The following is an 11,947-nucleotide window of genomic DNA, read 5'->3' on the forward strand; positions in this document are numbered from 1 at the left end:
AAAAGGCTCCGGTCATACTCGGGGCATGTCCCCGACGCCCGTGCGCTTCTACGACCCGCGCGCCACGCTCGCCGACTTCGCGTCGTCGATACTGGTCCGCTGCCCGCGCTGCGAGCGGATCGCGCACGTCGAGCGACGCCCGTGCACCCCGCCGAGCGCCGACCGCGGGGCACATCCGCACTCCCGCCTGGTCTGCCGGTCCTGCGGCCTGTGCCGGGACGGCAGCCGTCCCGACCGCTTCTCGCGGTATCCCGCCGGTTCCCGCCCGGCCCTGTGGCTGCGGACCAGTACCGGACACGGGGAGTTGTGGGCGTACAACCTCCAACACCTCGACCTGATCAGGCGGTTCGTCGCCGCCGACCTGCGCGAGCGCGCGCCCTGGTACGACACCGGTCAGAAGATGACGTTGGTCGCCCGCCTCCCGGTCTGGATGAAGAGCGCCAAGAACCGGGCCGAGCTACTGCGCGCGGTGGACCGTCTCCGCGCCACGGTCATCGCCCCGGACTGAACCCCAGCCGCTCCAGCACCCCGGCGACATCAGGCACCGCGCTCACCCTCTCCGGCAACGGCGGCCGTCGTACGACCACGACGGGCACGCCCGCCTCCCGCGCGGCCGTGAGTTTGGCCGCCGTCGCCGCTCCCCCGCTGTCCTTCGTCACGACCACGTCGATCCGGTGTGCGCGGAGCAGCGCCGCCTCGTCGGCCACGGTGAAGGGCCCGCGCGCCGGCAGCACGTCGACGTCCGGCGGCATCGGTGGCTCGGGCGGCTCCACCGACCGTACGACGAAGTGCAGTTGGGCGAGATGAGCGAAGGCTACGAGGCCGAGGCGGCCTGTGGTGAGCAGTACCCGGCGCCCGAGTGCGGGCAGTGCCTCGGCGGCCTCGCTCAGGGAAGCGACCGGGTGCCAGTGGTCCCCGGGCCCCGGCTGCCAGCCCGGCCTGCGCAGCACGACCACCGGCAGCCCGGTCGCCGCACCGGCCCGCGCCGCGTTCGCGGTGATCGTCTCGGCGAAGGGGTGGGTGGCGTCGACGACGGCGTCCACGTGGTGCTCTCGCAGCCATGCGGCGAGCCCCTCGGCTCCGCCGAATCCGCCGATCCGTACGTCCCCGGCCAGCGCGCCCGGCCGTGACACCCGCCCGGCGAGGGACGTGGTCACCTTCAGTTCGGGAAGTGCCGTCAGCTCGGCGGCCAGTTCACGTGCCTCGGTGGTGCCGCCGAGGATCAGGATGTGCGGGGACATGCGGCGAGCGTACGAGGTCACGGGGTGGAGGGGTCAGCGGAGGAGCAGTTGCAGGCCGCCGATGATCGTCGCCGCGATCACGAGTTGCTCGAACAATCGCTGGTTGATTCGGTTCACAGCCCATTTGCCGATCAACGCACCGGGCACGACGAACGCCGCGAGCGCCGCGTCAAGCAGGAGGGAGTGCCCGTCGATCAGGCCGAGGCCCACGCTGAAGGGCACCTTGGTCACATTGACGATCAGGAAGAAGAACGCCGACGTGCCGAGGAAGCCCAGCTTCCGGAAGCCCGCGGAGAGCAGGTACATCGACATCACCGGGCCGCCCGCGTTGGCGACCATCGTGGTGAAACCGCCGAGCACACCGTACGAGCGCGCCTTCGCCCGCCCGGACCTGGTGGTGACGGAGTCCGGCTCGTCAGCAGCCCCTTCCGAGTCCCCAGCCGCCGCCTCCGCCTTGCGCCGGCGCCACAGGGTGACCCCCGCCATGAACAGCAGAATCCCCCCGATCGACGTCCGTACGACCGCGTCGTCGGCCCACACCAGGAACAGCGTCCCGAACACGACTCCCGCCGCGACCGCCGGGAACAACCGCCACAGGGTGGGCCAGTGTGCGTGCCGCCGGTAGGTGAGCACGGCGAGGACGTCGCCGACGATCAGGATGGGGAGCAGGACGCCGGTGGAGGCGCGGGCGGGCAGGACGGCGGCGAAGATCGCGAGGCTGACCGTGTTGGCCCCGCTCACGGCGGTCTTGGAGAAGCCGACGAGCAGGGCCGCGGCGGCGAGCGCGGCGAATTCCCAACCGGATATGTGCCAGAGAGTCATCGTGTTCATGCGAGGACCGATCGTATGTCCTTACATCTCCCCGCGTAAGGAGTGTCTCGTCAGTTGGCCCCTGCACCAGACCGCGGTGGACCGAGCCATCTGGTGAGCGATGCTAGTTTCCGGGTGTGGACGACACCCGCGAGCACACCCTCACAGGCACCCGGGGCACGATCACCGCACACGAGTGGCCGCACCAGCGCCCCCGCTACATCGCCCTCGTCACGCACGGCTACGGCGAACACATGGGCCGGTACGCCGAGTTGGCCGCCGTACTGCGCACGCACGGCGCGGCGGTCTTCGGCCCCGACCATCAGGGGCACGGCACGTCGGCCGGTGAGCGGGTGCTGATCGAGGACTTCGAGGACGTGGTCACGGATCTGCACGGCGTCGCCGACTTGGCACGGTCCACACACCCGGGCGTCCCCCTCGTCCTGATCGGCCACTCCATGGGCGGCCTGATCGCATCCCGCTTCGCCCAGCGCCACGGCGACGAACTCGCCGCGCTCGTCCTGTCCGGGCCGGTCATCGGCGCCTGGGAACTGCCGGGCCGGCTGCTCGCCCTGGACGAGATCCCGGACATCCCGATCAGCCCGGGCGCGCTGTCCCGCGACCCCGCCGTCGGTACGGCGTACACGGCGGACCCGCTCGTTTGGCACGGTCCAATGAAGCGGCCGACGCTGGATGCCTTCGCCCGAACCCTGGAATCCGTGGACGAGTCGGGGACCGTCGGCGCGCTTCCGCTGCTCTGGCTGCACGGCGCCGACGACCGGCTCGTCCCGCTCACCGGCAGCCGGGTCGGCGTGGAGCGGTTGAGCGGCGGCGAGTTGACCGAGCGCGTGTATCCGGACGCCCGGCACGAGGTGTTCAACGAGACGAACCGGGCGGAGGTCTTCGCGGACCTGGTCCGTTTCGTGGACGGGGTGTTGAACGGCGCCAGCCGGTCGGCATGACCGTGCCAAACTTCTCGCACAGCCTGCGGGAGTCGTCGTACTCGGCCCGTGCGGGTCGTCGTAGCGCGCAGTCGAGCATCGGGCATCGCGTGACCGGGACAGAGCCGGCCGTCCGGCGGATCGACACGTCGAAGCCGCATCCGGCGCGGGTGTACGACTGGTTCCTCGGCGACAAGGACAACTACCCGGTCGACGAGCAACTCGGCAGGCAGATCAGGTCACTTGACCCGGGTGCCCCGCGGACCGCGCGTGCCAACCGCTGGTTCGTGCGGCGGACGACGCGGATGCTCGTCCGGGAGTCGGGCATCCGCCAGTTCCTGGACATCGGCACCGGCATACCGACCGCGCCCAACCGCCGTCAGATCGCCCGGTCCACGGCGCCGGACGCGCGGGTCGTGTACGTCGACAACGACCCGATCGTGCTCGCCCACGCGGCGGCGCCGCTGCGCGGTACGCCCGAGGGTGCGACGGAGTACATCCAGGCCGACGCCCGCGAACCGCTCACGATCCTCCAACAGGCGGCCCGGGTCGTCGACTTCGACCGCCCGATCGCCCTGTCCCTCATCGCCCTGCCGCACTTCATCCCGGACGAGGACGGCGCCCACGAGCTGATGGCGACCCTCATCGACGCGCCGGCGCCGGGGAGTTGCCTCGTGCTGTCCGCGATGACGGCCGACCTCGAACGGGAGAAGGTCGAGCGGGGCATCGCCGCCCACGCGGCCGGCGGGGTGACCCCGGTGGCCCGCTCGCACGCCGAAGTGAGCAGTATCCTCAAGGGACTTGAGCCGATGGACCCCGGCATCGTGTCCGTGTCCGAGTGGCACCGCGAACTCGCGGAGGGTGAGACCCCGCTCGGCGAGGGCCCGGTCTCGTTGTACGGCGGGGTCGGCTTCAAGGTCTGAGGTTCCGATGGAGCACGGCCGGTTTCGCGAACCGTCAGGCGGACGCCTCGGCGTCCACGGCCGCCTCGGCATGGCTGACGAAGTCGTCGACCAGCCGGTGGAAGAGGCCCGCGAGGTGTCGTAGGTCCTCGGCGGACCAGTGGATCAGGGCCATCTCGATGCCGCGGCGGCTCGCGTCCCGGATGCGGTTGACGGCGGCCAGGCCGCTGTCGGTGAGCTGGACGCGCTGGGCGCGGCCGTCGTCGGGGTCCGGGATGCGGACCACATGGCCGAGCTGCTCCAACTGCCTTAGTTGGCGCGTGACATGGGATGCCTCCACGGACATCCGGACCGCCAGCACACCGGGGCGCAGCGGCTCGCTCTCGGCGATGTAGCGGAGGATCGACACGGCGGCCCGGTCCAGCGGCAGCCCGGCCAGCGCCATCAGCCGCTCGTGCTGCCGGGCCCGCCCCGCCAGGTAGGCGATACGGGTGAGGACCCGCTCGATCTCGGCTACGTCCTCCGGAACGGGCGCTGTTACGGGCGGCGGCGTGGACATGCGCCCACCGTAACAGCTACTTGCCTGAGTCAAGCAAGACCAAAAACGATTGCTTGACTCAAGTAACGCTTTTATGGTTGCCTAACTCAAGCAAGCCCAGAGCCGGGGCCACCTGAGCGGAGGTGTCCCCGTCGCGCCGTACACCGTGGGGACGGAGTACGGCGCGGTCACCGGTCCCGGCGACCGGAGCACTCCCCCCGTCCGCCGCCGGGGCCGGTGACACCCCTCACGCATCCCCTCACGCACATGGAAAGCGAGCCCCTCATGGCCACGATGAAGTCCGTACGGACCGGCGCCGTCGATGCGATCGACGTGGTGGACGTCGAGCGCCCGGCGCCCGGGCCGAAGGACGCCCTCATGAAGATCCGCGCCTGCGGGATCTGCGGCACCGACACCTTCTTCCTGCACCTCGGCGGCGGCCCCTTCGGACCCGGCGGCGCGATGGCCGCGGTCCCTCTCGGCCACGAACCGGCCGGTGAGATCGTCGAGGTCGGCGCGGAGGTCGAGGGTCTGAAGGTCGGGGACCGGGTGGTCGTCAACCCACAGGGCGCGCCCAGCGGAATCATCGGCTGCGGCGGCAAGCACGGTGCCATGAGCGACTACCTCCTGCTGGAGGACTGCGAGATCGGCAGGAGCGTCACCGTCTTCCCCGACACCGTGCCGTTCGACGTCGCCGCGCTCAACGAGCCGATGGCCGTGGCCCGGCACGCCGTCAACCGTTCCGAGGCGAAGCCCGGCGACAAGGTCGTCATCTTCGGTGCCGGGCCGATCGGTCTGGGCGCGGCGATCTGGCTGAAGCTGCGCGGGGTCGAGCACGTCGTCGTCGCGGACGTCATCGCCTCGCGCCTGGAGACCGCGCTCACCGTCGGCGCCGACGCCGTGATCAACTCCGCCGAGGAGGACGTCACCGCCCGACTGACCGAGCTGCACGGCCGGGCCGCCAACGCGCTCGGCCAGCCGCGCCCCGGTACGGACATCTACATCGACGCCGCCGGTGTCGCCGCGGTCGTCAACACCACGGTCGACTCCGCGAAGTGGGGCGCCAAGCTGGTCATGGTCGCCGTACAGAAGAAGGGCGCCGACATCGACCTCGGCGGGATGCTGCGCAGCGAGCTGACGCTGATCGCCTCGCAGGGCTACCCCACCGAGATCTTCGAGGTCACGCGGGAGATCGTCGAGCACCACGAGCGGTTCGCCAAGCTGATCAGCCATCGCGTGCCCTTCGCCGAGGTCGGGGACGCCTTCGACCTCGCGCTGACACCGGGCGCCGCGGAGAAGATCGTCGTCACCTTCGACGAGTAGTCGCGGGCGCCCGGGTTCCCGCTGTCGGCCGCGGTCGACGGCGGGGGCCCGCGGACGGCCGGCCTTCTCGGACAGGAACCCCCACGTCATGATCCCCTCGCCATGATCAACCGCCTGCGGCGACTGCAACGACTGCTGCGCTGCCATCCCCGCACCGTCGACGTGCTCATCGCCGCCGTGCTCCTCGCGTGCTCCTTCCCGGGCAGTGTGATGACGCTCCCGGGCCGCGCCCTCGAAGTCCCTTGGTGGCCAGGCGTGTCGGTCGCCGGTCTCGCGTCCGTCGCCCTGCTGTGGCGGCGCACCCTGCCGCGCACCACGGTGGTGGTCACCCTCTGCTGCGCGATGGCCGTGGCCACGCTCGGCTACATCCTCACGGTCCTGGTGATCGGACCGCTGATGGTCGCGCTCTACACCCTGGCCCGCGGATCCGACCGGACCACCGCGACCCTGTTCACCGTCTCCGGCATCGCCCTGCTGCTGGGCACGGCCCTGGTCGTGGGACCCGACACCGAACCGCTGGTGCTCAAGCTGGTCGGGCCGGTCTTCTGGCTGCTGCTGCCGACCTCCCTCGGCACCACGACCCGGCTCCGCGCGGCCTGCCTGGAGGCGGTGCGGGCCCGCGCGGACCACGCGGAACGGACCCGGGAGAAAGAGGCACGGCACCGAGTCACCGAGGAACGCATGCGGATCGCCCGCGACCTCCATGACGTCGTCGCCCATCACCTCGTCCTGGCCAATCTCCAGGCCGGCACGGTCGTACGGCTGATGCGCACCCGGCCCGAGGAGGCCGAGCGGATCGCCGGTGAACTCGCGGGCACCACCCTGTCGGCCGTACGCGAACTCAAGGCCACCGTCGGCCTGTTGCGTCACACCGACGACTCCGACACTCCGTCGGGACCCGCCCCCGGACTAACCCAACTCGCCGAGCTGGTCGCCTCGTTCGAGCCCGCCGGGCTGACCGTCACCGTCAACACCGAAGGCAGGCCACGGCCGTTGTCCGCCGGTGCGGATCTCACGGCATACCGGATCGTGCAGGAAGCACTCACCAACGTGACCAAGCACGCGGGCACCGGCTCGGCGGAGGTACGGCTCAGCTACGCGCACGACCGGCTGAGCATCACCGTCACCGATCACGGCGGTACGGCGGTGCCCTCATCGCCCTCATCCGGCAGCGGGTACGGCGTGATCGGCATGCGTGAGCGCGCACTCTCCGCCGGTGGCCGGCTTCGCGCAGGCCACCGCCCCGAGGGCGGCTTCGAGGTGGTCACCGAACTGCCGCTGCCGCCCCACTCCCAGGACCGCTCCGAGGCCCACAACCAGAATGCACTTGCTTAACTCAATCAATCTCATTATGGTTGAGTAACTCAAGCAAGTCAGCTCGTCCAGCTCATCGCAGCTCGTTCCCGATGGAGGCACTGCCATGTCCGACGCCCTTGCCCGACCCGCCGAAGCGGGTTCCTCCGCTCCGCCGACGTCGAACGCCGTCGTCGCGGTACTGGCCCTCGCCGGGATCGTCGTCTCGCTCATGCAGACCCTGGTGATCCCGATCATCCCGGAACTGCCGAAGTACCTGAACGCCTCCGCGTCGAACACGGCGTGGGCGGTCACCGCCACCCTGCTGGCCGCCGCCGTGGCCACCCCGGTCGTGGGCCGCCTCGGCGACATGTTCGGCAAGCGCCGCATGCTGCTGACCAGCATCATCCTGCTGGTGACCGGCTCGGTCGTCTGCGCCCTGGCCGACTCGCTGGTCCCGATGGTCATCGGCCGCGCGCTCCAGGGGCTGGCCGCCGCGGTCGTCCCGCTCGGCATCAGCATCATGCGGGACGTGCTGCCCAGCGACCGGCTGGCCGGCTCCACCGCGCTGATGAGCGCCTCGCTCGGCGTCGGCGGTGCCCTGGGTCTGCCCTCGGCCGCCTTCCTCGCCGACCGCTACGACTGGCACATCCTCTTCTGGGTCTCCGCCGTCCTCGGCGCCCTGTCCTTCCTGCTGGTCCTGCTGATGGTGCCCGAGACCAAGGTCCGTACCGGCGGCCGCTTCGACCTGGTCGGCTCGCTCGGGCTCTCCGCCGGACTGATCTCCCTGCTGCTCGCGATCTCCAAGGGCTCCGACTGGGGCTGGACCAGCGCGACGACCCTCGCCCTCGGCTTCGCCGCCGTCGCGATCCTGCTCTCCTGGGGCTGGTACGAGCTGCGCAGCCCGCAGCCACTGGTCGACCTCCGTACGACCGCGAAGCCGCAGGTGCTGTTCACCAACCTGGCCTCGATCGCCCTCGGCTTCTCGATGTTCGCGATGTCCCTGGTCCTCCCCCAGCTGCTGCAACTCCCCACGCAGACCGGCTACGGCCTGGGCAGGTCGATGCTGGCGGTCGGCCTGGTGCTCGCCCCCCAGGGCCTGGTGATGATGGCCATGTCCGCGGTGTCCGCCCGCGTCACCAAGTCCAAGGGTCCGAAGGTCACCCTGATGATCGGCGCGCTGATCGTGGCCTCCGGCTACGGCCTCAACATCCTCCTCATGTCCGAGGTCTGGCACCTCATCCTGGTGTCCTGCATCATCGGTGCCGGTGTCGGCTTCACCTATGGCGCCCTGCCCGCCCTGATCATGGGCGCGGTCGACCCGTCCCAGACCGGCGCGGCGAACAGCCTCAACACCCTGATGCGGTCCCTCGGCACCTCCTTCGCCAGCGCCATCGCCGGTGTGATCCTGGCCCAGATGACCACGGACTTCGGCGGCTACGCGCTCCCCTCCGAGAACGGCTTCAAGGTGGTCATGGCGATCGGTGCCGGAGCCGCGCTGCTGGCCTTCTTCCTCGCGAGCCTGATCCCCAAGGCCCGTAAGGCAGTTGAGGCATCTACCGACAAGGAGCCGACCCCGGCTCCCGAGGTCGCCGAGGCCAAGGCGTAAGGCATTCTGGCCATCGAGCACACGGCGGTCGCCGTCCCGCGCGGTACGGGACGGCGTCCGCCCTCCGCTTGCCCGCACACCCCGCACGTCCCCGGCACACAGCGAGGAGTCCACGATGACGACACCCAACTCCCATGACACGGAGTCCGGTTCGGCCGACGCACCCGTGGTGCGTTTCGGCGCCGGTGCGGTGCGCGGGCGGCTGGAGGACGGGCTGGCGGTCTTCCGCGGCATCCCGTTCGCCGAACCGCCCGTCGGGGAGGCCCGGTTCCAGGCACCCCGACCCGTACACGGCTGGGACGGCGTGCGCGAGGCCCGCGACTTCGGCCCGCCACCCCCGCAGGAGTCCGGATTCCAGGGCCGCCGGGGCGTGGTGGAGGGAGCGACGGGCGACGACTGGCTGACCGTCAACGTGTGGACGCCCGCGCCCGATCCGGCCGCACGGCGCCCGGTCATGGTGTGGATCTACGGCGGCGCCTACAAGCTGGGACACGCGGGCAGTCCCGGCTACGACGCCCAACACATCTCCCGCGACGGCGACTTGGTGGTCGTGACCTTCAACTACCGCGTGGGCATCGAGGGGTTCGCCCGGATCGACGGCGCCCCCGCCAACCGGGGGCTGCTCGACCAGGTCGCCGCGCTGGAGTGGGTGCGGGAGAACATCACCGCGTTCGGCGGCGACCCCGAACAGGTCACCGTCTTCGGCGAGTCGGCCGGTGCCGGATCGGTGGCCGCGCTGCTGGTCATGCCGAGCGCCGCCGGACTGTTCCGCCGGGCCATAGCGCAGAGTACGCCGAGCCCCTTCTTCTCCGACGAGTTGGCCAGGGACATCGCGTCCGCGATCGCCGCCGAGGCGGGACTGCGCCCCACGGCAGCCGACCTCGCGACCGTGGACCCGCGTCAACTCCCCACGGCTGGCGAGACGTTGACCGCCAAGATGCACCAGTACGAGGACCGGTGGGGCAGCCTCGCGCACACATTGAGCCCCTTCGCACCCGTCGTCGACGGAGAGGTGCTGCCCACCACACCCTGGCAGGGCGTCGCGGCCGGCGCGGCCCGGGACGTGGAACTGATCCTCGGTCACAACCGGGACGAGTTCCGCCTGTTCACCACGCTAGGCGGCCAACTCGGGAAGATCACCGAGGAGGACGCGTCGACCGCACTGCGCCGGTTCGGCCCGGGCCCCGATGCCGAACAGGCCTACCGCACCGCCTTCCCGGACGCCACCGCGGGCGAGCTGTACGAACTCGTCCACTCCGACCGGGTGTTCCGCATGCCCTGCATCCACCTGGCGGATGCGCAGGTCGCCGCGGGCGGACGCGTCCACGTCTACGAACTCACTTGGCCCGCCCCGGGGTTGGGCGGAGCACTCGGCGCCTGCCACGGCCTCGACATCCCGCTGCTGTTCGGCACGTTCACCGCCGACCTGGGGAATCTGCTGTTCGCCGATGTCGTGCCCTCGGCCGAGGCGTTGGCGCTGTCGTCCCGTTTCCGGGCGTCCTGGACGGCGTTCGCGCGGACGGGAGACCCGGGGTGGCCGGCCTACGACACGGAGGGGCGGTCGGTGCGGGTGCTCGACGCGGAGCCTGTGGTCACGGCGTATCCGGAGGAGGCCTCGCGGCGGCTGTGGGAGGGGTACGCCTTCGGTGCGGCGACGTTGGCCGAGCAGACCGGGCGATCCGAGTAACGCGTCTGCCTCGGTGGGTGCGAGGTCGCCCGTGATCGGCGAGGTGGGCTGAGGGGCTGCGGTCGGCGGCATCGCGCAGGCGCAAAGGTTCGTAAGGCGCCGCCTCCACGCCCGGTCGGCGAGCAGCTCCCCGCCCTCCCGGCGGTACGTCCGTCTCCCCCGTCACCTCACCCTCCCGAGTCCTCGCCCTTCCCGGCCACCATCCGCTCCAACCGGTCGAACCGCTCATGCAGAGCCCGTACCGTCTCCTCGCCCAACTCCTCGGCCCCGTGGGCGAGATGATGCCGACGGCGCTGTTCCCGGCCGACGAACCACGTGGCGAGGGCCGCCGTGACGAGGCCGTAGGTGGTGATGCCGGTGACCATGACCACCGAGCCGACGACGCGGCCCCACAGCGTCACCGGGTAGAAGTCGCCGTATCCGACAGTGGTCGCCGTCTCGATCGACCACCACAGGGCCTTCGGGTACGTCGTCAGATTGGCGGCGCGCGCTCCCTGTTCGGCGACGACCACCGCCCAGGAACCGACGAGCATGACCACGCCGAGGACCACCGTCGCCGCGCCCGCCGCCCTGAGGTGGAGCGAGCGGCCCTGCTTTCCGAGCAGCAACTCGACCGCCCTGGTGAGGAATCCGGGCAGCATGGTCACTCCTTCGCGTCAGGGTGCCGGGGCGGCGTCCGGGCCTGGGGCCAGTGTCGGGGCGGGCGGGGGTGCGGGCATGCCGGACGGAGCGTTCGAGTTGCCGTACGACCTGGGGCGTTGTGCGCTGGGGGCACGGCTTCACCGCCCGACCGATCGCTCCGGAACGCGACCGACCGCCCCACACAACGGAGGACCTGCCATGACCGCGGAACCCCGAGCCGTGCCGGAGACCTTCGCGTTCACCTGTGGTGACTGCGGCCACTGCTGGGAGGCCACCTTCCAGGTGATGTTCTTCACCAACCCCACCGACGCCTCCGGCCTCACCACGCAGGAGTACGTCGACGAGGAGGGCAAGGCCCTCAGATCACCCCTCGCCGACGCGATCTGCCCCAAGTGCGACGGGCGCACGGTGCATGTGCTGGAGGCCGGACTCGCGGCACGGGCGCGCCGCGCGGAACACGAACCCCGGCCGCCGCGCGAGCCCCATGAGCATCGTCTGCATCTGCCGCACCGGCATTCCGGCCCGCCGGAGGACGAGGCACGCTGACGCGCCGGGCACCCGACAGGGCGCTGTACCCCGGGGCGCCCCTCATCCCGGAGGGCTCGACTCGCTGATGTGCCGCCGACCCGAGCGGACGGCACACCCACGCGTGTCCCTTCCCCCAGCGGACGAGGCGCACCGGGCACCGGGAGAACGTCAGGCCTTGGGCGCCCCTCGGCCTGGAAGACGGGACCGGTGTGCCGCCCGCAGGAAGGAGCGGCTCACCCGGACGCCCCTCACCCCGGGTGAACGGCCCGCTCCTCGCCCCGGAGGGCGGAGCCCGCCGACATGTCACCCGCCCGCAGGAACAGCGCACCCAAGCACCCCCTCGCTCCACTGGCCGGCGTGCCCAGGCACACACCCTCACCCGGAGGACGAGCCACCCCGAACCGTCTCTGACCCGCAAGGACGCGCCATCCTG

At 71.1% G+C, this 11,947-nt stretch carries 12 protein-coding genes; 8 read left to right on the top strand and 4 right to left on the bottom strand.

Features of this window, described 5'->3' with window-relative positions; genetic code table 11:
- Nucleotides 1-25: 25 nt before the first annotated feature.
- On the top strand, nucleotides 26-508 hold the full coding sequence (locus OG226_RS08520; RefSeq protein ID WP_328676113.1) for a hypothetical protein: 483 nt from the start codon (nucleotides 26-28) through the stop codon (nucleotides 506-508).
- On the opposite strand, the gene OG226_RS08525 is transcribed toward OG226_RS08520, so the two are convergent.
- Together OG226_RS08525 and OG226_RS08530 are read right to left on the bottom strand one after the other, a co-directional pair.
- Nucleotides 492-1,241 (bottom strand): cobalt-precorrin-6A reductase, encoded by a 750-nt coding sequence (locus OG226_RS08525; protein ID WP_329348465.1) that lies wholly within the window; start codon nucleotides 1,239-1,241, stop codon nucleotides 492-494. The two genes, OG226_RS08520 and OG226_RS08525, sit on opposite strands and share 17 nt — an antisense overlap.
- Before the next feature lie 33 nt (nucleotides 1,242-1,274).
- Nucleotides 1,275-2,072, bottom strand: coding sequence for a sulfite exporter TauE/SafE family protein (locus tag OG226_RS08530; RefSeq protein WP_328676115.1), 798 nt, complete (start codon nucleotides 2,070-2,072; stop codon nucleotides 1,275-1,277).
- A gap of 116 nt (nucleotides 2,073-2,188) precedes the next feature.
- On the opposite strand from OG226_RS08530, the gene OG226_RS08535 reads away from it, so the two are divergent.
- A complete protein-coding gene (locus OG226_RS08535) occupies nucleotides 2,189-3,013 on the top strand; it encodes an alpha/beta hydrolase (RefSeq protein WP_329348467.1) in 825 nt (274 codons plus the stop codon).
- A gap of 89 nt (nucleotides 3,014-3,102) precedes the next feature.
- Nucleotides 3,103-3,915, top strand: coding sequence for an SAM-dependent methyltransferase (locus OG226_RS08540; protein ID WP_329353341.1), 813 nt, complete (start codon nucleotides 3,103-3,105; stop codon nucleotides 3,913-3,915).
- Between the two features lie 34 nt (nucleotides 3,916-3,949).
- Here the strand turns inward: OG226_RS08540 and OG226_RS08545 are convergent, their stop codons facing one another.
- The gene (locus OG226_RS08545; protein ID WP_328676117.1) at nucleotides 3,950-4,453 is read right to left on the bottom strand and encodes a MarR family winged helix-turn-helix transcriptional regulator; all 504 of its coding nucleotides are present in this window, start codon (nucleotides 4,451-4,453) and stop codon (nucleotides 3,950-3,952) included.
- A 264-nt stretch (nucleotides 4,454-4,717) separates the two neighbouring features.
- Here OG226_RS08545 and OG226_RS08550 point away from each other — a divergent pair, with 264 nt between their 5' ends.
- The 4 genes from OG226_RS08550 (at nucleotide 4,718) to OG226_RS08565 (ending at nucleotide 10,344) form a co-directional block, all read left to right on the top strand.
- Nucleotides 4,718-5,755, top strand: a complete 1,038-nt coding sequence (locus OG226_RS08550; RefSeq protein WP_328686256.1) for a zinc-dependent alcohol dehydrogenase — start codon at nucleotides 4,718-4,720, stop codon at nucleotides 5,753-5,755.
- Nucleotides 5,756-5,857: 102 nt separating this feature from the next.
- Nucleotides 5,858-7,090, top strand: coding sequence for a sensor histidine kinase (locus OG226_RS08555; RefSeq protein WP_329348468.1), 1,233 nt, complete (start codon nucleotides 5,858-5,860; stop codon nucleotides 7,088-7,090).
- A gap of 85 nt (nucleotides 7,091-7,175) precedes the next feature.
- Nucleotides 7,176-8,657, top strand: a complete 1,482-nt coding sequence (locus tag OG226_RS08560) for an MFS transporter (protein ID WP_329348470.1) — start codon at nucleotides 7,176-7,178, stop codon at nucleotides 8,655-8,657.
- Between the two features lie 115 nt (nucleotides 8,658-8,772).
- A complete protein-coding gene (locus OG226_RS08565; protein WP_329348472.1) occupies nucleotides 8,773-10,344 on the top strand; it encodes a carboxylesterase/lipase family protein in 1,572 nt (523 codons plus the stop codon).
- 167 nt (nucleotides 10,345-10,511) lie between these two features.
- Here the strand turns inward: OG226_RS08565 and OG226_RS08570 are convergent, their stop codons facing one another.
- Nucleotides 10,512-10,985 carry a potassium channel family protein gene (locus tag OG226_RS08570; protein WP_329348473.1) on the bottom strand — a complete coding sequence of 158 codons (474 nt, stop codon included), beginning with the start codon at nucleotides 10,983-10,985 and terminating at the stop codon, nucleotides 10,512-10,514.
- A gap of 199 nt (nucleotides 10,986-11,184) precedes the next feature.
- Here OG226_RS08570 and OG226_RS08575 point away from each other — a divergent pair, with 199 nt between their 5' ends.
- A complete protein-coding gene (locus OG226_RS08575) occupies nucleotides 11,185-11,532 on the top strand; it encodes a hypothetical protein (RefSeq protein ID WP_329348474.1) in 348 nt (115 codons plus the stop codon).
- Nucleotides 11,533-11,947: the final 415 nt, after the last annotated feature.

It is taken from the genome of Streptomyces sp. NBC_01261, from assembly GCF_036226385.1.
In the GTDB taxonomy this organism is placed as follows: domain Bacteria; phylum Actinomycetota; class Actinomycetes; order Streptomycetales; family Streptomycetaceae; genus Streptomyces.